The 19,421-nt window shown below is 64.0% G+C and carries 18 protein-coding genes; 10 read left to right on the forward strand and 8 right to left on the reverse strand.

Features of this window, described 5'->3' with window-relative positions; all coding sequences use genetic code 11:
- Positions 1-40: 40 nt before the first annotated feature.
- Positions 41-988 carry an AraC family transcriptional regulator gene (locus tag AC0L2J_RS02195; protein ID WP_473386926.1) on the reverse strand — a complete coding sequence of 316 codons (948 nt, stop codon included), beginning with the start codon at positions 986-988 and terminating at the stop codon, positions 41-43.
- Positions 989-1,290: 302 nt separating this feature from the next.
- Between AC0L2J_RS02195 and AC0L2J_RS02200 the strand changes: the two genes are divergently transcribed.
- From AC0L2J_RS02200 to AC0L2J_RS02210, 3 genes are read left to right on the forward strand one after another with little or no spacing between them, the layout of a single operon-like run.
- Complete coding sequence (locus AC0L2J_RS02200) at positions 1,291-2,388, forward strand: DUF2336 domain-containing protein (protein ID WP_473386928.1); 1,098 nt, start codon at positions 1,291-1,293, stop codon at positions 2,386-2,388.
- Positions 2,385-2,705 carry a PilZ domain-containing protein gene (locus AC0L2J_RS02205; RefSeq protein WP_473249978.1) on the forward strand — a complete coding sequence of 107 codons (321 nt, stop codon included), beginning with the start codon at positions 2,385-2,387 and terminating at the stop codon, positions 2,703-2,705. Before AC0L2J_RS02200 ends, AC0L2J_RS02205 begins: the two co-directional genes overlap by 4 nt.
- 50 nt (positions 2,706-2,755) lie before the next feature.
- Positions 2,756-3,877 carry an HD-GYP domain-containing protein gene (locus tag AC0L2J_RS02210; RefSeq protein WP_063992635.1) on the forward strand — a complete coding sequence of 374 codons (1,122 nt, stop codon included), beginning with the start codon at positions 2,756-2,758 and terminating at the stop codon, positions 3,875-3,877.
- 362 nt (positions 3,878-4,239) lie between these two features.
- On the opposite strand, the gene AC0L2J_RS02215 is transcribed toward AC0L2J_RS02210, so the two are convergent.
- Entirely contained in the window at positions 4,240-4,917 is a 678-nt protein-coding gene (locus AC0L2J_RS02215) for a nitroreductase (protein WP_027517616.1), read from the reverse strand.
- 129 nt (positions 4,918-5,046) lie between these two features.
- Between AC0L2J_RS02215 and AC0L2J_RS02220 the strand changes: the two genes are divergently transcribed.
- Positions 5,047-6,009, forward strand: a complete 963-nt coding sequence (locus AC0L2J_RS02220) for an alpha/beta hydrolase (protein ID WP_035974970.1) — start codon at positions 5,047-5,049, stop codon at positions 6,007-6,009.
- A gap of 4 nt (positions 6,010-6,013) precedes the next feature.
- On the opposite strand, the gene AC0L2J_RS02225 is transcribed toward AC0L2J_RS02220, so the two are convergent.
- Positions 6,014-6,481: a cupin domain-containing protein gene (locus AC0L2J_RS02225; protein ID WP_007609526.1), complete on the reverse strand. Its 468-nt coding sequence runs from the start codon at positions 6,479-6,481 to the stop codon at positions 6,014-6,016.
- Between the two features lie 206 nt (positions 6,482-6,687).
- Here AC0L2J_RS02225 and AC0L2J_RS02230 point away from each other — a divergent pair, with 206 nt between their 5' ends.
- Together AC0L2J_RS02230 and AC0L2J_RS02235 are read left to right on the forward strand one after the other, a co-directional pair.
- Positions 6,688-6,936 (forward strand): hypothetical protein, encoded by a 249-nt coding sequence (locus AC0L2J_RS02230; protein WP_456764594.1) that lies wholly within the window; start codon positions 6,688-6,690, stop codon positions 6,934-6,936.
- A gap of 222 nt (positions 6,937-7,158) precedes the next feature.
- Positions 7,159-8,250 carry a type II asparaginase gene (locus AC0L2J_RS02235; RefSeq protein ID WP_473386930.1) on the forward strand — a complete coding sequence of 364 codons (1,092 nt, stop codon included), beginning with the start codon at positions 7,159-7,161 and terminating at the stop codon, positions 8,248-8,250.
- Between the two features lie 132 nt (positions 8,251-8,382).
- On the opposite strand, the gene AC0L2J_RS02240 is transcribed toward AC0L2J_RS02235, so the two are convergent.
- The gene (locus AC0L2J_RS02240; protein ID WP_473386932.1) at positions 8,383-9,258 is read right to left on the reverse strand and encodes an MBL fold metallo-hydrolase; all 876 of its coding nucleotides are present in this window, start codon (positions 9,256-9,258) and stop codon (positions 8,383-8,385) included.
- Positions 9,259-9,391: 133 nt separating this feature from the next.
- Between AC0L2J_RS02240 and AC0L2J_RS02245 the strand changes: the two genes are divergently transcribed.
- On the forward strand, positions 9,392-9,925 hold the full coding sequence (locus tag AC0L2J_RS02245) for an REP-associated tyrosine transposase (protein WP_473386934.1): 534 nt from the start codon (positions 9,392-9,394) through the stop codon (positions 9,923-9,925).
- A gap of 165 nt (positions 9,926-10,090) precedes the next feature.
- Here the strand turns inward: AC0L2J_RS02245 and AC0L2J_RS02250 are convergent, their stop codons facing one another.
- Together AC0L2J_RS02250 and AC0L2J_RS02255 are read right to left on the reverse strand one after the other, a co-directional pair.
- The gene (locus AC0L2J_RS02250) at positions 10,091-11,713 is read right to left on the reverse strand and encodes an ABC-F family ATP-binding cassette domain-containing protein (protein ID WP_473386936.1); all 1,623 of its coding nucleotides are present in this window, start codon (positions 11,711-11,713) and stop codon (positions 10,091-10,093) included.
- Between the two features lie 123 nt (positions 11,714-11,836).
- The gene (locus tag AC0L2J_RS02255) at positions 11,837-13,444 is read right to left on the reverse strand and encodes a multicopper oxidase family protein (RefSeq protein WP_473386938.1); all 1,608 of its coding nucleotides are present in this window, start codon (positions 13,442-13,444) and stop codon (positions 11,837-11,839) included.
- A gap of 234 nt (positions 13,445-13,678) precedes the next feature.
- On the opposite strand from AC0L2J_RS02255, the gene AC0L2J_RS02260 reads away from it, so the two are divergent.
- Genes AC0L2J_RS02260 through AC0L2J_RS02270 form a run of 3 tightly spaced genes read left to right on the forward strand, consistent with a single transcriptional unit; the run spans position 13,679 to position 17,597 of the window.
- The gene (locus AC0L2J_RS02260; RefSeq protein ID WP_473386941.1) at positions 13,679-16,450 is read left to right on the forward strand and encodes a xanthine dehydrogenase family protein molybdopterin-binding subunit; all 2,772 of its coding nucleotides are present in this window, start codon (positions 13,679-13,681) and stop codon (positions 16,448-16,450) included.
- Positions 16,447-16,971 carry a (2Fe-2S)-binding protein gene (locus tag AC0L2J_RS02265; RefSeq protein WP_473386943.1) on the forward strand — a complete coding sequence of 175 codons (525 nt, stop codon included), beginning with the start codon at positions 16,447-16,449 and terminating at the stop codon, positions 16,969-16,971. The genes AC0L2J_RS02260 and AC0L2J_RS02265 overlap by 4 nt, the downstream gene beginning before the upstream one ends.
- An 8-nt stretch (positions 16,972-16,979) precedes the next feature.
- On the forward strand, positions 16,980-17,597 hold the full coding sequence (locus AC0L2J_RS02270; RefSeq protein ID WP_473387225.1) for an Isoquinoline 1-oxidoreductase subunit: 618 nt from the start codon (positions 16,980-16,982) through the stop codon (positions 17,595-17,597).
- Between the two features lie 138 nt (positions 17,598-17,735).
- On the opposite strand, the gene mhpD is transcribed toward AC0L2J_RS02270, so the two are convergent.
- Entirely contained in the window at positions 17,736-18,518 is a 783-nt protein-coding gene (gene mhpD, locus AC0L2J_RS02275; RefSeq protein ID WP_473386945.1) for a 2-keto-4-pentenoate hydratase, read from the reverse strand.
- Positions 18,519-18,529: 11 nt separating this feature from the next.
- Complete coding sequence (locus tag AC0L2J_RS02280; RefSeq protein ID WP_473386947.1) at positions 18,530-19,411, reverse strand: alpha/beta fold hydrolase; 882 nt, start codon at positions 19,409-19,411, stop codon at positions 18,530-18,532.
- Between the last annotated feature and the right edge of the window lie 10 nt (positions 19,412-19,421).

Consider the following 19,421-nt stretch of genomic DNA (forward strand, 5'->3'; position numbering starts at 1 on the left):
ATAGCACGGATCATCAGACCGGCCGCAACGTTTTGACGCCCTAGTTGCGCCGTCCGCATTCAAGCGTTTGCGACGGTGTCTCGCCGAACTGGTCACGATAGCTTCTGGAGAAGTCGCCGAGATGCCAGAAGCCGAACGCCAGCGCGACGGCCTTGACGCTGTCGGCACCGGCGAGCAGCCGCTGGCGCACCAGCCACAGCCGCCGCAGGCGTAGATAGCGGTGCAGGCTCATGCCGCGATAGCGGCGGACGACGTCGTGCATGGTGCGAACGGACAAGCCGAGCGTGCGCGCGATCTCGTCGCTGTAGATGGGCTGCGAGAGGTCCTCGGAAAGTAGCGCGCGGATGTCCTGAAAGACCTTGAATTTCCGCTCGTCATTGGGGCGCAGGGTCCATCGCGCAGGAACGATGCTTTCGAAAATTGCGTCCACGGCGCCGAGCAGGGTCTCCCTCATGGCGGCAGCCTTCAGCGGCACCTCGGGCGCATCGACCGGCTCCGAAGCGGCTGCCAGCACCTCCCGAACCACACCGCGGAGCCGGTTCAAGCCCGCGGCGGTCGTTTCGAAGATGTTGAAGCAGAGGGCTGCTTGTGGCCAGCCGCGATCCGTCACTTCCGGCCTGAACACCACCGACGCGATTTGCCGCTGCACCTCCTCGATGGTGGTGTAAGCCGCGCCGCCGCTGCCGATGACGATGACGGGTCGTGTGCGCTGCGAGCCGTTGAATCGCACCGGCACGTCCAAATCGTCCATCGTGAATCCGATCGCGGTACAATTCTCGACGAGCTGTGCGTCGACGACCCGCGGAAATGCCCGCGTCAGATTCACGTCGCAGCCGGGCAGCGACAGAATGGTCTGCTCGGCCGAAATCCTCCGTACGAAAGGCGTGAACTCGAAGTTCAGGCCTCGTATGGCACTTCGAAATTCATCGACGTCGGTGAAACGAAATACCTTCGGCGCCAGCGTCGGCGCATCATCAGTTCTGTTCATGGCAAATGTGAAACTTCGCGTCGCAACACACGCGCTTCCGGCGACGATGCCGGCCCAACTTCCCCGTTCCGGTGTCCCTTAAATCTGAAAGAATCACTTCGAACTATGTTGACCAGTTGGCGAGGGTCGAAGTCCAAGGACAAGCCGGCGCATCAAATCTCGCCAATTTTCGATAGCGTTTCCCGTGTAGCCAGCGGTGCATATATACCTAGACGAGCAAAATCCAAATTTCAAATTAACGTCTGTCGAGCGGAATAGGCGCAGTTCGATAGTCCAAATTAATTTTAGGTCAGGCCCCTGCCATGATGGCAAATTCGCCTGCTGATATTCTTGCTGAATTGGAAGAGACGGTCGCAACCTGCCCACCGCACCGTTGCGCACGCATTCTCTCCGGCATGGTGCAGTTGCTCATTGGCAGCCGCGGCCAGTGCCAGGCAATGCTCAGCAACGTGGCCGACGGTGTTCTGCTACGCTTGACGGAACGGGTCGAGACCAGCGCACTGGTTCAGCTCAGCACGGCGCTCGCCGAGCTTGACATTGCACCTCCCGAAACATTGTGGCGTCTCGCTTCACACGACGATCCCGAGGTGGCATGTCCTGTGTTGCTCAAGTCGCGCGCACTTTCCGCAGCCGATCTCGAGGCTGTCATTGACTCCCGTGGCGAGTGGCATCGACGCGCGATCGCCGCCCGCAACGACATCGCCCCGGCCGTGACCGAGGCGCTGATCAAGTACGGCGGCCCGATCTCCCTTGACCTGATCAAGAACCCGGGAACGCAATTCTCCGACGCAGCCTATGCAGCACTGATTGCCAGGGCCGACCACGACAGCGAGATCGCAAAGGCGCTGGTGCTCCGGCCCGGCACGCCCGATCTGGTCGTGCGCAAGCTGCTCTCCGTCCCACCAGCCCGGAAGGCACCGGCCCCGTCCGCCGCGGCGTCGGTGCCGGAAGCGGAGCCGGCTCCGCCAAAGCGGCCTTGCCGGGCCGAGTATGCAAGCGCGAGGCCGGAGATCGTCGCCCTCAACCGCATCGGCAAACTCAACGATTCCACGGTGAACCGTTTTGCGATCCGTGGCGAGACGGCCAATCTGTTCACGGCACTGTCGGTGCTTTCAGGGGCGCCGCTCGAAATCATCGAGCATGTCGTGAGCGATGACGATTGCGAGGGGCTGGTCATGGCGTGCCGGGCGTCGCGGCTGAACTGGCAGACCACCCTTACCATCCTGAGCAACCGCAGCGGAAAAAGGCTCTCCTATTCTGAACGCGAGCGCGCGCAACGGATCTTCGAGACGCTGCTTCTGTCCACCAGCCAATGGACAGTGCGATGGGGGCAAATAGCGGCAACCGCCAACACGAGCGATCCGGCAAATCGCGGCGCGAAGATGGGGGTTAGCCGATGAAGTTCGACGGTCGCAAAGCGCAGCGCGTGAAAATGGATCACAAGCAGCCCGTCAATCTGATGGGCTCGGACGGCACTTGGCGGCGCAGTTGCGTTTTGCTCGACATATCGCAAAGCGGTGCAAAGATCGAGGTCGAGGGCACGCTCGACGTGCTCCAGGCCAAGGAATTCTTCCTGCTGCTATCGTCGACGGGGCTCGCCTACCGGCGCTGCGAACTGGTCTGGATCGACGGCACCACCGCCGGCGTGCACTTCGTCACCGCAGACGGCAAGAAGAAACCGGCAGCCGCTGTGCAGGCTGCCGCTCAGAGCAAATAGGCCCAAGGATTCATCAGCCCTAATTAACTCCAACATGATTCAGGTCAACCGTGCAGAACGCGCGAACTATATCCCGCCCCGTCAAAGGCGACGGCGGCATCCGAGAGAAGGAAGCGGCACGCCCGTTCGTGCATGTGCTGGCTGATTCCTCGGACAAATTATCGAGCGTCTGTTCGATTCTCGAGCAACGGTTTGCCGTCGCTGGCGAACGGCTCGACGCGGAAGCCAAGCTGTCCCAGGTGCCGTTCGCGATCGTCATCCGTGCGGAATTGCGTGACGTCCACACCATCGCGGCCATCAAGAAACGAGCCGTAAAGCTCGCGAAGGCAACGAAGCGCATCTTCCTGGTCGAGCACGCCTCTCACATGAGTATCTCGCAGGCTTACGCGCTCGGGGCCACGCTCGTCCTTCCCGGGACGATCGACAAGATCAAGCTGCTGGCGGCGCTGGTTGATCCCGCCGAAGAGGCGTCTGCATCCTCAGGTCACGCGGCGCAGTCGGACAATGCAGTCGAGACCGCGGCGACCGCCATCGCGTCGATGTTCACCTCGGTGACATCGGGCCAGCCGGTCGACGTCAACGGCGCCAGAGAAGCCGGCCGCCAGATCGCCGATCGCATCAGCCAGCATGGCCTGTCGGAATGGCTCACGACGGTGCGGCGCCATCACGAGGGGACCTATCAGCATTGCCTCCTCGTCACCGGCGTCGCCATCGATTTCGGCCTGAGCCTCGGCGTCGGCAGGTCAGATCTGGAGCGGCTATACACGGCGGCCATGTTCCACGACATCGGCAAGGCCCGGATCCCGCTTGCCATCCTCGACAAGCCCGGCCGTCTCGATCCGGAGGAACGTGCCATGATCGAGACTCACCCGGCAGCGGGCTACGATTTTCTGAAAGACCACGACGATATCTCGCCGGAGATCCTCGATGCCGTGCGGCATCATCACGAATATCTCGACGGCAGCGGCTACCCGGATGCGCTCGGGGCCGAGAGCATTGGCGACATCGTGCGGATTCTCACGATCTCGGACATCTTCGCGGCCCTGATCGAATATCGGCACTACAAGCCGACGCTGCCACGCGGCGAGGCCTATGAGATCCTATGCGGGATGAGCGGAAAGTTGGAGAAGGCGCTGCTGACCGCGTTCAGGCAGGTCGCTCTCACGAGATGAGCGCAGCAATCCGTCTCGACCCCAGCCTAGTGCGCGGCGCGATGTCTGGTGCGGCGCGGAACGGTCCGGCAGGCGAGCCCTTCGGCCAGCAGCTTCATGTCCTCGTGCCGGCCGCTGCGGATCATCCGGCCGAACTCTTCGGGTGTGAAAGGTAGACTTGGATCATCATCGATCGGTCGCCGCACTCGCGGGCCGAAGAACCGTCGAACCAGGCTAGCCAGCCGCCGCATATCAATTCCCTCGCGCCAGCATCAAACCTTTCAGTCCGCACATTGTTCCTCCTGCACGATCGAGATTGCAAGAGGCCGCCGAGCGGTCCGCACCAAAAAAATTCGGCGAGAGAATAATCTCCTCTGCCTGCACTACTCGGCGAATCCGACGTAGCGCACGAAATCGTCGTTACCCTCGCGATCGGAGCGAACGGCGTTCGCGGCAAAGTTGTCGTCGGGATAGCCCATCGCGACGCAGGTCATGATCACCTCGTCCTCCGGAATGTTCGCAACCTCGCGCACGATGTCGGAGCGCATGATGCCCTGCCCGTTGATCACCGAGCCGAGCCCGCGGTCCCAGGCCGCGAGCACGATGCCGTAGCAGAGCGCACCCAGATCGAAATGGCAGACCGCGCCGGGATCGAGCACGCGGTCATAGGTCAAGACCAGCGAGACCGGCGCGTCGAACTGGCGGAAGCCGCGCAGCACCCAGTCCTGCCGCATCGGTTTGTCGTCGCGCGCGATCCCCATCGCGCCGAATAGTTTCTTCGCCACGTCGACCTGCCGCGTCCGGTGCACGCCCTGGTACTCGCCGTGGCTGACGATGTCGCGCTTGACCTTGGCGCCGGCAACCATTTCCTCCATGTTGCGTCGGCGCAGCTGTTCCAGCGGACCGCCTGTGAGCACGTGGACATGCCAGGGCTGAGTGTTCATCGACGACGGCGCACGTTTGGCGCTGTCGATGATCGCCTCGATCACCGCGCGCGGCACCGGCTCGTTCCTGAAGCCGCGCACGCTGCGGCGCGACTGGACCAGCGTTTCGAATTCCACCTCAAGACCTCCCTGCCCGTTCATTCCCTGGCATCGCCACATGCGAGCGGTTGCCGATGCGGCGCGTAATATTTATGCTAACCCGCAAGCAAGACCAAGAACCCTGTGAGGATCCCCATGAAAGCCAACATGGCCGCGCCGCTCGACCCCGTCATCGCCCAGATCATTCCGCTGCTGCCGATGCGCGATGCCACGACCATGACGCCACAGAGCGCACGCGATTCCTTGCGCGCACTGGCTGCCTCGCGCGCGGCCATACCGCCGCCACCGGTCGACATCGTCGCGGATATCAAGGTGAAAGGCGGCGCCGGCCCGCTCGATGCACGTGTCTACCGGGTCGGCACCACGCCGGCGCCGACCGTGGTGTTCTTCCATGGCGGCGGCTGGGTCGCGGGCGACCTCGAGACCCACGACCGGCAAGCACGCAACCTTGCGATCGAGACCGGCGCGGTCGTCGTCTCCGTCGACTATCGGCGCCCGCCCGAAACACGCTTTCCCGGCGCGTTCGAGGACGCCTTTGCCGCAGTCAGCGACGTGTTTGGCCGCGTCGCGGAATTTGGCGGCGATGCAAAACGCTTCGGCGTTGCCGGCGACAGCGCCGGCGGCAATCTCGCAGCCACCACCGCGATCGCCTGCCGCGACGCCGGAATCAAGCTCGCCGCGCAACTCCTGGTCTACCCCGTGACCGACGTCCTCGGGAGTTATGCGGACGCGCGCGAGAACGCACGCTTCCCCTCGCGCGCCGAGAATGCCGAAGGCTACTTTCTCTCACGCGCGGTAATGGAGTGGTTTTGCGGCCATTATCTCGCCGATCCCTCGCACGCGACCGACTGGCGCGTTTCACCGCTGCGCGCGACTTCGCTTGCCGGCGTCGCGCCCGCGATCGTCACCACCGCCTGGTTCGATCCCCTCCGCGACGAGGGCACAGCCTATGCACGCGCGCTGGAAGCCGCCGGTGTGCCGGTGAAGCATCATGAAGGTCCCGGCCTGATCCACGGCTATTTCGGCCTCGGCGACGCCTCCGAGGTGGCGCGGGCTGAAGCGCAGCACGCACGCGCGGACTTCAAGGCGCTTCTCGCGCGGGGCGTATGATCGGCTAGGCGCTCCCCGCCCGTTGCGCGTCGGTGTGCCCCCAAGTCTGGTCCCAATCCTGACCGGCGGCATCGACGACCCGGCCGTCGGCTTCGAAGAACTTGTTCGGCACCTGGAAGATCGCCAGGATCAGGGCGCCCTCCGGGCACCAGGCCGCATGCCGGCTGCCCGCCTCGCGCCAGATGAATTCGCCGGCCTTGCAGGCAATCCCCTTGGCCGGCCCCTCGTTGTCGACGAGAGCGCCCTCGATGACATAACTCTGCTCGACGCCGACATGCTCGTGATCGGGCAGCACCGACCCAGGTGCAAAGCGCATCAAGGCCGTCATCAGACCGCTGTTGCGATCGAACAGCAGCGTTTTGGCCTCGCAGCCGGGAAAGCGCGTCTTCTGCCATTCCATCTCTTGCGGTCGAACCAGGTGAGAATGCCGGTCAGAAGCGGCATCCGGCAAGTTCACGATCAGGGTCTCCATCACGATGCTCCCTCCGGCTAAACTCGCCCGAAGCTAGCAGCATCGGCCGTCCCGGTCAGCGAGCAGTGCAGCAGGCGCCGCTGGCCCTGTCGCACCCGCGTCCGAAAAATCGCCAGGAAGACCGGCCGGCAGGCGCTCATCCAGCTTGATTGCGCCACGATTCCCGGCTCCAATCCGCGCGCCATTTCTGGTTTAGGGAGACAATTATGATGAAGCGGATTTTCCTGGCTGCGATCGTTGCCACGTTTGCAGCGGGTTCGGCCTTCGCGGAGGACACCTGCGAAAGCAAGGCCGTCGGCAAGGACGGCAAGGCCTTGGCTGGTGCCGCCAAGACCTCGTTCATGAAGAAGTGCAAGGCCGACGCCTGCGCGCCCAAGGCCGTCAGCGCCGAGGGCAAGCCGCTCGCCGGCGCCGCCAAGAACAGCTTTATGAAGAAGTGCGAGATGGGCGCGTAAGGCGTCGCGAACTCGCTGCATCTTTAGCGGGCAATCGCCAAACGAACACTGTTATGGCCGGGCTTGTCCCGGCCATTCGCGTTTGTGCTTACAATGCCGGCGTCCAGACCAAATCATCCGAAAGCAGCGTCGCGCTAGACAGGAGCTCTCGACTGACCGATCATGCGGTGCTGAGCGAAGCGGGGCGCATCGACAAGGCTTTCTGGGAAAGGGAACGTCAAGATGTGGCAACCTCGAGTGCGTCATCACTTCATCGCGGCAATGAGCATGCTCTTCGCACTGCTCATCGGACTTGAAGCCGCGAACGCGCGGGGCCCGGGACTGCCCAACGTCATGGTGCTCGCAACCGGCGGCACCATCGCCGGCAGCGGGGCGAGCAGCACCACCGTGGTCGGCTACACCGCCGCCACGGTGGGCATCGAGACCCTCCTGAACGCCGTCCCCGAACTGAAAACGGTGGCCAACGTCAAAGGCGAGCAGGTTTTCCAGATCGCCAGCGAGAACATGAACAATGACTACTGGCTCAAGCTTGCCAAGCGCGTCAACACGCTGCTCGCGCAGGACGACGTCGATGGCATTGTGATCACTCACGGGACCGATACGATCGAGGAAACCAGCTATTTTCTGGACCTCGTCGTCAAGAGCAAGAAACCTGTCGTCGTCGTCGGCGCGATGCGGCCGTCGACGGCGATCAGCGCGGATGGGCCGATCAACCTCTTTAATGCGGTGATCCTCGCGGGTAGTGACGAGGCCGTCGGCAAGGGCGTGCTCGTTGCTCTCAACGATCAGATCAACGCGGCTCGCGACGTCACCAAGAACAACACCTCGACGGCGGACACCTTCCGCACGCCGGAACTCGGCTTTCTCGGCTACATGCAGGGCAACAAGCCATACTTCTATCGTCAATCGACGCGCCGGCACACCGCGGACTCCGAATTCGACGTCTCCAGCCTCGATGTCCTGCCGCAAGTCGACATCGTCTACGGCTACGCCAACATGAACCGGGTTGCGATCGACGCATTTGTCGCCGCCGGCGCCAAGGGGATCGTGCATGCCGGCGTCGGTGACGGCAGCCTGGCCCGGCCCGCGGTCGAGCCAGCGCTCGACGAGGCCCGCAAGAAGGGCGTCGTGATCGTGCGCAGCAGCCGTGTCGGAAACGGCATCGTCGCGCGCAACGGCGAGGCCAAGGACGACGAGCACGACTTCGTCGTCTCGGATACGCTCAATCCTCAAAAGGCGCGCATTCTGCTGATGCTGGCACTGACCAGGACGACCGACACCAAGGAAATCCAGCGGATGTTCTACACTTACTAGAGCGTCTGACGCGCGGTCGCTCCACGAACTCGTCATGCCCGGGCTTGTCCCGGGCATCCACGTTCTTGTTTCCGAGTAGCAAAGGTCGTGGATGGCCGGGACAAGCCCGGCCATGACGGAGAGGCGGTCGCCCTACTCCCGCTTGAAACGGTAATCAAAGGCGGCGCCGAGCGGCTTGATCAGCCCGACCGTCGGCGCCGGAAAATGGACAGGCAGGATCAGCGTGTCGGTGTCGGCGACGGAAGCAAAGAACTTTCGCCGCGACACCGCCGACTGCTTCGCATCCCAATCCGGCTTGGCCGACCAGTCCGGCTCGCGGCACTGGATCTGGTGATGCATGAGGTCGCCGGCGACCACCGCGCGGCGCCCCTTTGAGAAGATGTTCACGCAGCAATGGCAGGGCGAATGCCCCGGCGTCGGCGTCAGCGTGACGGTGTCGTCAAGCGCGTAGTCGTCATCGACCAACAGCGCCTGTCCCGCCTCGACGATCGGCAGGCAGTTGTCGCGAAAAACGGTGCCGGGCGGGTTGCTGCCCTTGGCATGCTCGGCCTCCCAGGCCGCATATTCACCCTTGTGGAAGACGTATTTCGCATTCGGGAACGTCGGCACCCAACGGCCGTCGCGCAAGATCGTATTCCAGCCGGTGTGGTCGATGTGAAGATGCGTGCAGAAGACGTAGTCGATCTGCTCGAAAGAGATGCCGAGCGCGAACAGCTCGTTGCGCCAGCGCGCCTTGCCCGGGAAATCGAACGGCGGCGGATGGCCCTTGTCCTCGCCGGTGCAGGTGTCGACCAGAATGGTGTAGCGCGGCGTGCGCACCACGAAGGTCTGATAGGTGATCACCATCATGCCGCGCGCGGCATCGAACACCTCAGGCTCCATCGTCGGCAGATGGTGCCCGAACACACCCTCGTCATAGGCCGGAAAAAAATCCTGCGGCCGCCGCCACGGCCCCTCCCGCTCGATCACCGCGTCGATGGTGATGTCGCCGATGCGCAGTTGTTTCATGATTGCTTTCGCTCCCTTTTTTGAGGAAGCGTAGCGGCAGCACCCTCAACGAGCAAGCGAGCGAGCACATTGCAATATACATAATTTGGTTGTAGCCCGGATGGAGCGAAGCGTAATCCGGGAAGGTGCTCGCGTGGTTCGCTATCGGCGCAATCTTCTTCCTGGCAGGACCTTCTTCTTCACGGTTTTGCTGTATGATCGACGATCGTCCGCGTTGGTCGATCATGTAGACAAGCTGCGCCACGCGTTCCGAACGGTGCGCGCTGAAAGGCCGTTCGAGATCGAAGCGGTTGCGGTCCTGCCGGATCACCTGCATGTCATATTGACGCTGCCCGATGCAGACTCCGATTTCTCCGGCCGATGGCGACGCATCAAGAGTATGTTCACGCATCAACTGGCCACTTCAGGCGCTCCCATCACCCGCAACCATCGAGGCGAGTTCTCTCTGTGGCAACGGCGATTTTGGGAACACACCATTCGCGACGATGCGGACTTTGAACGCTGCGCCGACTACATCCATTTTAACCCGGTCAAGCATGGCCTCGTCGCGTCGCCGGCAGACTGGCCACATTCATCGCTCCATCGCTACGTCCGCAAAGGGGTGCTTCCGCCCGATTGGGGAGGATCTGGAGAGATTGTTGGCACCTTCGGTGAACGCGAAGACTGACCCGGATTGCGCTGCGCTCCATCCGGGCTACAAGAATTTCAATGGGCTGCTGTAGCCCGGATGGAGCGCAGCGCAATCCGGGGCCAGACCATCCGCGTTGCACGACTGCCCGCGTGGCTCGAATCCCGGATTACGCTTACGCTCCATCCGGGCTACAGCCCATCGCTACGACCGCAACCCCGGCGCTTCCTGCCCTGTGCGCGCGACATATTCGGTGTAGCCGCCGCCAAACTGGTGGATGCCCTCGGGCGTCAGCTCCAGCACGCGGTTCGACAACACGCTGAGAAAATGCCGGTCATGCGAGACGAACAGCATGGTGCCCTCGAAATCCGACAGCGCCGCGATCAGCATCTCCTTGGTGGCGAGATCGAGATGGTTGGTCGGCTCGTCCAGCACCAGAAAGTTCGGGGGATCGAACAGCATCTTCGCCATCACCAGGCGCGCCTTCTCGCCGCCCGAGAGCACGCGGCAGCGCTTCTCGACGTCGTCGCCGGAGAAGCCGAAGCAGCCGGCGAGCGCGCGCAAGGAGCCCTGCCCCGCGGTCGGAAACGCGTATTCGAGCGACTCGAACACCGTCTGCTCGCCGTCCAGCAAATCCATCGCGTGCTGGGCGAAATAGCCCATCTTGACGCTGCCGCCGACCGCCACGGTGCCCTCGTCCGGCTCGCTCGCTCCCGCGACGAGCTTGAGCAGTGTCGATTTGCCGGCGCCGTTGACGCCCATCACGCACCATCGCTCCCTGCGGCGGATCATGAAATCGAGCCCGTCATAGATCCGCTTGCTGCCGTAGCCCTTGAACACCTGCTTGAGCGCAACGACGTCCTCGCCCGAGCGCGGTGCCGGCGGGAAGTCGAATGCCACCGTCTGGCGGCGGCGCGGCGGCTCCACCCGCTCGATCTTGTCGAGCTTCTTCACCCGGCTCTGAACTTGAGCCGCATGAGAGGCGCGCGCCTTGAACCGTTCGATGAACTTGATCTCCTTGGCGAGCATCGCCTGCTGGCGTTCGAACTGCGCCTGCTGCTGCTTCTCGCTCAGCGCCCGCTGCTGCTCGTAGAACTCGTAATTGCCGGCATAGGTCGTGAGCGATCCGGAATCGATCTCCACCACTTTCGAGATCACGCGGTTGATGAACTCGCGATCGTGCGAGGTCATCAGCAGCGTGCCTTCGTAGTCGTGCAAGAACTTCTCCAGCCAGATCAGGCTTTCCAGATCGAGATGGTTGCTCGGCTCGTCGAGCAGCATGACGTCGGGACGCATCAAGAGGATGCGGGCAAGCGCCACGCGCATCTTCCAGCCGCCGGACAGCTTGCCGACGTCGCCGTCCATCATCTCCTGGCTGAAGCCGAGGCCGGAGAGCGCCTCGCGCGCGCGGCCGTCGAGCGCGTAGCCGTCGAGTTCCTCGAACGCGTGCTGCACCTCGCCGTAGCGCGCGATGATCTCGTCCATCTGGTCGGCCTTGTCAGGATCGGCCATCGCGGTCTCGAGCTCGCGCAGCTCGGCCGCGACCGCACTCACCGGTCCGGCCCCGTCCATGACCTCGGCCACGGCGCTGCGGCCGGCCATCTCGCCGACGTCCTGGTTGAAATAGCCGATCGTGATGCCGCGATCGGTCGAGACCTGCCCCTCGTCGGGCAGTTCCTCGCCGGCGATCATCCGGAATAGCGTGGTCTTTCCGGCGCCGTTCGGGCCGACGAGCCCGATCTTCTCGCCCTTGTTGAGGGCGGCGGACGCTTCGATGAACAGGATCTGGTGGCCGGCTTGCTTGCTGACGTTGTCGAGGCGGATCATGGGGTCTTTTTTGGGGGATTGTTGCGTTGCAGCGTCAATAGGCCATGCGGGCCGCCAGGGGAAGCCCGGCCGCGCCCGGATCAGCCCTGTCCGCCGCCAAATTCGCGCAATTCGACCCGCAGCTTAGGCTTTGTAGACCTCCACGGTCTGCATCATGCCCATCTCCTCATGGTTCATCATGTGGCAGTGGAGCATGTAGACACCGGTGAAATCGATGAAGCGCGAGCGGAACACGACCACGCCGCCCTTGCGCTCCACGATCACGGAATCCCGCCATTCCGGCACCGCCAGCGCCTTACCATTGGCCGAGATCACCTGGAACGGGTTGGTATGGATGTGGAACACGTGGTCGTCATGCTCATGCGTGTTGACGATGGTCCACTCCTCGACCGCGCCCAACTTGACCCGTTGATCGATGCGGCTGGGGTCAAACTTCTTGCCGTCGACGAAGAACGCGAATTCCTGCCAATGGCCGGCAGCGTCGGCCTCGGGCGCGGTCGCCGACAGCACCACCTTGCGGCGGTTGGTGATCTCGGAATCCTTGATGGTCGCGAGCGGCGCCGGCGGCAGGACGCGCGGCAGCTTCATCTCCATCGGCGCGCCTGACACCACGACCCGCGCCAGCGGTCCGACCGGCGACGGATGGCCCTGGTCGTAGGGCGCCGCGTTGAAGGCGTAGGTGCCGGGGCTGCCTGCCTTCACCAGAATGTCTGCGCGCTGGCCGGGCGCGATCAGGACCTGCTTGAGCGGCTGCATGGCGCCGAGCTGGATGCCGTCATAGGCGATCGCATGCAGATCGTGCTTCTCGAGATCGAGCAGCATGTCGTCCTGATAGGCGGCATTGAGGATGCGCCAGCGCTGCACCTCGCCGGGCCGCATATCGATCGTTGGCCGGCGCTGGCCATTGATGGCGAGAAAGCGCGTCGCGGTCTCGGGAAACAGCGTCTCGAAATTTTCGACCATGCCGCTGGAATCGTAGACCACCTGGGTCAGCACCATGAGCCGTTCGCGGGCTGTGGCGATCTCGGGGACGTCGGCGAAATCACCCTCGATGACGACGGCGCCGACCATGCCGGAAGACATCTGGATGTCGGCGCTGCCGTGGTGATGCGGGTGATACCAGTAGGTGCCCCTGGTGTGATCGGCCGGCAGGGTGATTTCGATGTTGTAGCTGCGGCCCGGAGCCATCGAGCGCATGACGTTGTCGGAAATTCCGCTCGGGCTGGTATGCGCGCCGTGGAAGTGGAAATTGGTGTTGTTGAACTGGTGCGGATGGCTGATGTCGGCCGGCAATCCATCGCGGTTCGGCGGCAAATCGTTGATCATCTTGATGCGCAGGGTTTCGCCGGGCTTCATGCGCAGGGTCGGGCCGGGGCTGCCGCCCTCATAGGATCTGACATAGAGCCTGACGCCGCCGATCTGGCGATAGGCATAGCCGACCCGCAACGTCGTGCTCAGCACGCCATTGACGGACCGCCGCACCTCCGGCTCGACCAGCGCTTGGTCCATGGCAGGAACGGGCGTTTCGGCGATCATCCCCATGCTCGGCGACATGTCCGCGCTGTGGGACGTGCCCGCATGGTCGTGCACGGCGTGCTGGGCGTTCGCCGCACCTGCGAACAGCGACAACGCGCCCGCCTTGAGACCGCGATCCAGCAATTGACGGCGCGACAATGTCGTCGTGCCCATCGCGCCGGTTGCTGAAGACGCACCGTTCGGATCCTGCTGCATTTGAATTGCGCCCCCTGTTGCCGGACCGTCTTCCGTTCGATTCGACTTTAAAGCAAGCACGAACCACAATTCGAAGCGCAAGCGCACCACATTCATTGGTTGTAAAGGTTCTCGCTCCTTCTATCGTCGCATAATGCATCGTGACGGATTCGCGCTGGCGCTCGCCTATGCCCTCCGGACATCGCATGCTGGCCGCATCCCGATGTTCTCGAAACTCTGTACAAGGATATGATCATGGGGCCTTCGCGACGTGAGTTCGTGAAGTGGTTGTCGGCGGGAGGCATCTCGGTCAGCCTGTCACATCTGGCATCAGCAGCGGGCGTTCCCTTCGCAACCCACGAGACGCTACCCGGACGCGGCAAGTTCAATCCCGCGACAAGGGGCGCCGGCCGTGTCGACGGCGTCGCCAAGGTCACCGGCGCAAAGCTTTACGCCTCCGACTTCCGCGCCAACGACCTGCCGGGATGGCCACAGACCACCTCGCACGCCATCCTGGTCCGCGCCAACGACGCCACGCATGTCTATACCGGGCTGGACCTCGCCCGCCTTGGAGGCGCGCTCAAGCCGTCGATGGTGGTGACTGCCGCCGATCTCGACCGGATCGGGACGCAGGTGCCGGAATTCTATGCGGGCGACCTGTTCTGTCCGATCGGCAAGACGCCGCTCTATCTGGGACAGCCGGTCGCGCTTTTGATCTTCGAAAAGTTCGACGCCTTCGACCGGGCGCGTCTCGCGCTGCGCGACGGCACGTTCGTCCAATTCGGCGAGGAGACCGGCCCTGTCGTCGTCCCCGATTACGGGGCCTTCCGCTTCACCCGCGTGGCAGGTCCCTCGCCTGACAAGCCGGATGTCTATTCGCCGCTCCAGGCCGGCTGGGTCTCGCCCAAGAAGGTGCAGAGCGCGGCGCTGCCGGTGTGGTCGCCGCTCGCCAAGGACATGCCGGCGGATTACGCCAAGGCGGCGAAATATGGCGAGCAGATTCGTGCCGAGCTTGCAGCGGATGACGCATCCATGCTGGTGCTCGACCGCGAGTTCGAGACGCAGTCGGTCGACCCGATGTTCCTGGAGCCGGAATGCGGGCTCGCCTGGTACGACGGCAAGGGCGGCAATCTCGAACTGCTGCTTGGCGTACAGTCGCCCTACGAGGCGGCGGAGTCGATCGCGCATCTCTTGGCCAAGGCCCGGGCGCCCTACAAGCCAACGCACATCAACGCGCAGTTCGCCCATGTCGGCGGCGGCTTTGGTGGCCGCGATCACACGCCTTTCATTCTCTATGTGGCGCTCGCGGCGATCTGCTTTCCCGGCAAGCCGGTGCGGCTGGCGCATGACCGCTACCAGCAGTTTCAGGCCGGCATCAAGCGCCATTCGATCAAGATGCGCTCGCGCATCGGCATCGATCGCGCGACCGGCAAGATCAAGGCGTTCGCCGCCGATCACGTGCTCGACGGCGGCGGGCTCGCCCATTTCTCGGCCAGCGTCGCTGTCGTCGCGGCCACCGGCGCGATCGGCATCTACGACGTTCCGAAGGTCGACGTCAGGACCGTCGCGGTGCACTCGCGCGGCGTGAGCGCAGGCTCGATGCGCGGCTATGGCATCCTGCAAGCCATGACGGCGCTGGAGGTCCTGATCGACGAAGCCGCGTCCGAGCTCAAGCGCGATCCGATCGAATTCCGGCGGCGCAATGCGCTGCCGCAGAACGGCCGGACCATGACGGGCAATCCCTACATCGTCTCGGTGCGGACGCCCGAAATCCTCGACAAGCTCGAGAAGCACCCGATCTGGCAGCAGCGGGCGCAGTTCAAGCAGACCTCGTCGGATCGGCTGGTCGGCACCGGCGTTGCCTGCGTGACGAAAGACTATGGCTCCGGCGCGGACGGCTCGCTCGGCCGTGTCGAGCTTGCCCCCGACGGCAGGATCGTGATCTTTTGCGATCATGTCGAGATGGGCAACGGCATCGGGACGGCGCTGGCCAACCGCGTCGCCGGCCATCTTGGCGCCATCGCCGACGAGGTCTCGGTCGCCCGCGTCGACAGCTATGACGTGCTCGGGCTGGTCACGTCGGGCGATCCCTCCACAATGGACCAGAAGACCCAGGATGCCGCGGAGAAAAATCCGCGCTGGGTGCCCGCGATCAGCTCGCCGACAAGCTCCTCGATCGGCGCGCATGTCGGCACCCATTCCGCCGCGGAAGCCGCTCGCGTCATTTTCCGCTTCGGACTGTGGCCCGCGGCGCTTGAGCTGTGGCGCATCGTAAAGACCGATCCGCGCGCGGGACAATGGGCCGCCGCAAGCTGGCAGAACGGCCAGCTCACCATGCCCGGCCTCGAACCGCTCGGCCTTCCTGCGCTCGCGGCAACGGCTCATTCGCGCGGCTTCGTCACCGGTGCGGTTGCGCACAGCTTCTCGCGCTGGGCGTGGTCGCGGGCACGCTTCCCGCTGTCCGGCGAGCAATACCGCGCCGACATCGACGCGCTGGCGATCCGCAAAGGCAACGGCAAGTTCGAGCGGATCAACCGCACCAGCGTCAAGTTTCCGCCGACCGACAACAACCGGATCGGCACCGCCTACACCTCGATGTGCGGCACGGTCGTCCGCGTCGAGATCGAGCGCGCAACCGGCGCGCTTCGCATCGCCAAGGCCTATAGCGTTTTCGAATGCGGCACCGCGCTGGTGCCCGAGGTGGTGATGGGCCAGGCCCAGGGCGGCTTCGCCATGGGCGTCGGCTACGCGTTGCTCGAAACCCTGCCCCCGTTCGAGGGCGGGCCGGGCAACGGCGAATGGAATCTCGGGCGCTATCTGGTCGCACGCGGCTCCGACCTGCCGCTCCGCGATCTCGAGATCGAGATGCTGAAGCCGCTAGTACCAGACGAAGCACCGAAGGGCATGGCGGAGGTCGTGATGATCCCGATCGTGCCGGCGCTGATCAACGCCATCCACGACGCCACCGGCCATCGCTTCCGCGCGCTGCCGGTCACCGCAAGCCTATTGAAGGGAGTGCTCGCGTGACGACCCTCAGCCTCACCATCAACGGCCAGAAGCACGGTCCGATGGACGTCCGCGACGATCTCTCGATGAATGATTTTCTGCGCGAGATGCTGGGCATGACGGGCACCAAGTTCGGCTGCGGCGCCGCACAGTGCCTGAGCTGCGCCGTCATCGTCGATGCGCCCGACGGCACCAGCACCACCAGCCCGACCTGCGTCGCGCCCGCCGTGAATTTCGACGGCAAGTCGATCCGCACCGTCGAGGGGCACGCGAAGGACGGCGAGCTCTCGACCCTGCAAAAGGCCTTCATCGCGCATTTCGCCTTCCAGTGCGGCTATTGCACCGCCGGCTTCCTCAATGAGGGCCAGGTCTTGCTGGAGCGCCTGTCGCGGGCACCGGTCGCGCGCGAGGCGCTGGAGCAGACCATCGCGGACGCGCTCGACGGTCATCTCTGTCGTTGCACCGGCTACATCAAATATCACGAGGCGGTGCGCGACGTGATCCTCGCCGACTCGAAGCGCTATCTGATGGCCACCAAGTGACGCGCACCATGATCTCCGACGTGCGGTTCAAGATGATTGCCGTGGTCGCCGCCCTCGCCGGCAGTCTCGGTGCGGGCTACGCGGGCTCGGAGACGGCAAGCCACGCCCTCGCCTCACCCGAGAGCTTTGCTTCGATCGGCGACACAGAGAAGCGTTCGGCCGCAATCTTCACCGAGCTCGGCAAGGTGCTGACGGATCCGCGCTGCACCAATTGCCATCCGGCCGGCGACAGGCCGCATCAGGGCGACAATGCCCGCCTGCATCAGCCGCCGGTCACGCGCGGGGTTGACGGCCACGGCCTCGAGGCGATGCGCTGCAACAGCTGCCACCAGAAGGCCAATTTCGAGCCCGGCCGCATGCCCGGCCATCCCGAATGGCATCTGGCCCCGCGCGAGATGGCCTGGGAGGGCAAGACCGTCGGCGAGATTTGCGAACAGATGAGGGATCCCGCGCGCAATGGCGGGCGCAAGGTGGAAGACCTGATCGACCATATCGGCAAGGACACCCTCGTCGGCTGGGCCTGGAAGCCCGGCTTCGGCCGCTCGCCCGTGCCGGGCACGCAAGAGCAGGCCGGCGCGCTGGTGGAGGCCTGGGTGAAGACGGGAGCGGCGTGTCCGGCGCCGTGACGACGTCGAGGCGTCCGTCCCGCGGCGGAGTCCAATCGAACTTGTGCGCCGAGCGCCATCACTTCGATAGCGCTGCTTGATCGTTTTCGACGGCACCGCCGCCTCCCGAGGAGTTCACGACGCATACGGCTCGTGTGGCTAGGCGAATCGTGCCGAGACGGTCCCGAGCCCGGCGATGTTGGCCTCGAATGCGTCGCCCGGATTCACGGACACCATCGGCCCCAGCGCTCCGGAGAGAACGACGTCGCCGGCGCGCAGCGGTCGCTTGCGACGGGCCAGTTCGCCGGCGAGCCAGGCCATCGCGTTAAGCGGATTGCCGAGGCAGGCGGCGCCCGTCCCCTTCGAGACCACCTCGTCCTTCCTCGTCATCTGCATCTGGAGCGAGCGGAGATCCAAGCCATCCAGCCGCCGGACGGGTCCTCCCAGAACGAAGAGCCCGGACGAAGCGTTGTCGGCAACGGTATCGACGATCCCGATATCCCAATTGGTGATACGGCTGCCGACGATCTCGAGGGCGGGCATCGCATAGGCCACTGCCCGCACGACGTCGGCCACGGTCGGCGTTTCGACCTCGATATCGCGGTCGAGAAGGAAGGCTACTTCCGCCTCGATCTTCGGCTGCAGGACGCGCCCCGCGGCGACAGGCTCGTCTTCTCCCACGATCATGTCGGCGAAGAGGACGCCGAAGTCCGGGCGATCGACGCCGAGCTGCTTCTGGACCGCACGGGAGGTCAATCCGATCTTGCTTCCGACGACGCGCCGCCCCTCGTTTTCCCAGTGCGCAGTGTTCTCCTGCTGGATCGCATAGGCCGCATCGACATCGAGCTCTGCAAGTTGCGTCCGGATAGGCGCGATCGGGTTGCCGGCGTAAGCTGCGCGGATGCGGGCAGCAAGTTCGCCGTGCCTGGTTTGCTGGTTCATCTAAAAGATCCTTACTTGCCGGTCCGGAGGAATTCGATGTGGAGGCGATTGAACTGCTCCGCGTCCTCGAACTGAGGCCAGTGGCCGCAGCGGTTCATGACGACGAATTTCGAGCCCGGAATCATGTCCGCGATCTGCTTGCCTTCCTCGGGCGTGGCGGTCGGATCATGCGAGGTCCACACGACCATGGTCGGAGCCTTGATCGACCGGTACTGGTCGGCGGTGATCATGTTGGGCCGACGAATTTCCATGTTCTGCAGACACATGATCCGCTTCATCGTGTCGGCGAATCCCGGCTGCGCGTAGATCGCACGACGGGTCTCGATCAGGTCGTCCGAGACCATGCTCTTGTCGCACATAAGGAATTCGAGGCGCGTCTTGATCCGCTCCCATGAGGGATCGGAAGCAGCCTCGTTCGACAGCTTCTTCAGTCGTTCCATCACCTGCGGGTGCGCGGTCCAACCGCCGGCGGTGTTGAGGACCAGTTTCTCCACCACGGCGGGACGATGTACGGCGAGATAGGTCGCGACCCATCCACCCAGCGATTCACCGCTGATCATCGCCTTGTCCCTATCGAGGGTCTTGAGGACGGCGAGCACGTGGCCGGCGTAGTCCTTGACCTGGTAGTCGATCGCGGGCTTGTCGGTCCAACCGTGTCCCAGCATGTCAATGGCAACGAACCAGAAGCTATCGGCATGAGGGCCGAAATTCCTCGAATATGCCTCTGCATGGCCCCCGACGCCGTGCAGCGCCAGGACGAGCGGCTTGGACGGGTCGCCCGACTCGATGCAGCGGGTCCGGGTTCCGCCGGCGTCGATGTAGTGCTGCTTGAAGGACACGCCCCGCAGGTCGGCCCAGACGCTGGAGAAGTTCGCTGGTCTTGTATCGCTCATGACTCGATCT

Source organism: Bradyrhizobium sp. MV1.5 (assembly GCF_055807615.1).

Bases quoted from the DNA above. Each gene is read 5' to 3' on its own strand.
- AC0L2J_RS02280 (WP_473386947.1), bottom strand. From the start codon at position 19,411: ATGAGCGATACAAGACCAGCGAACTTCTCCAGCGTCTGGGCCGACCTG.
- mhpD (WP_473386945.1), bottom strand. From the start codon at position 18,518: ATGAACCAGCAAACCAGGCACGGCGAACTTGCTGCCCGCATCCGCGCA.
- AC0L2J_RS02235 (WP_473386930.1), top strand. From the start codon at position 7,159: ATGTGGCAACCTCGAGTGCGTCATCACTTCATCGCGGCAATGAGCATG.
- AC0L2J_RS02230 (WP_456764594.1), top strand. From the start codon at position 6,688: ATGATGAAGCGGATTTTCCTGGCTGCGATCGTTGCCACGTTTGCAGCG.
- AC0L2J_RS02260 (WP_473386941.1), top strand. From the start codon at position 13,679: ATGGGGCCTTCGCGACGTGAGTTCGTGAAGTGGTTGTCGGCGGGAGGC.
- AC0L2J_RS02240 (WP_473386932.1), bottom strand. From the start codon at position 9,258: ATGAAACAACTGCGCATCGGCGACATCACCATCGACGCGGTGATCGAG.
- AC0L2J_RS02220 (WP_035974970.1), top strand. From the start codon at position 5,047: ATGGCCGCGCCGCTCGACCCCGTCATCGCCCAGATCATTCCGCTGCTG.
- AC0L2J_RS02225 (WP_007609526.1), bottom strand. From the start codon at position 6,481: ATGGAGACCCTGATCGTGAACTTGCCGGATGCCGCTTCTGACCGGCAT.
- AC0L2J_RS02270 (WP_473387225.1), top strand. From the start codon at position 16,980: ATGATCTCCGACGTGCGGTTCAAGATGATTGCCGTGGTCGCCGCCCTC.
- AC0L2J_RS02205 (WP_473249978.1), top strand. From the start codon at position 2,385: ATGAAGTTCGACGGTCGCAAAGCGCAGCGCGTGAAAATGGATCACAAG.
- AC0L2J_RS02255 (WP_473386938.1), bottom strand. From the start codon at position 13,444: ATGCAGCAGGATCCGAACGGTGCGTCTTCAGCAACCGGCGCGATGGGC.
- AC0L2J_RS02200 (WP_473386928.1), top strand. From the start codon at position 1,291: ATGATGGCAAATTCGCCTGCTGATATTCTTGCTGAATTGGAAGAGACG.
- AC0L2J_RS02195 (WP_473386926.1), bottom strand. From the start codon at position 988: ATGAACAGAACTGATGATGCGCCGACGCTGGCGCCGAAGGTATTTCGT.
- AC0L2J_RS02250 (WP_473386936.1), bottom strand. From the start codon at position 11,713: ATGATCCGCCTCGACAACGTCAGCAAGCAAGCCGGCCACCAGATCCTG.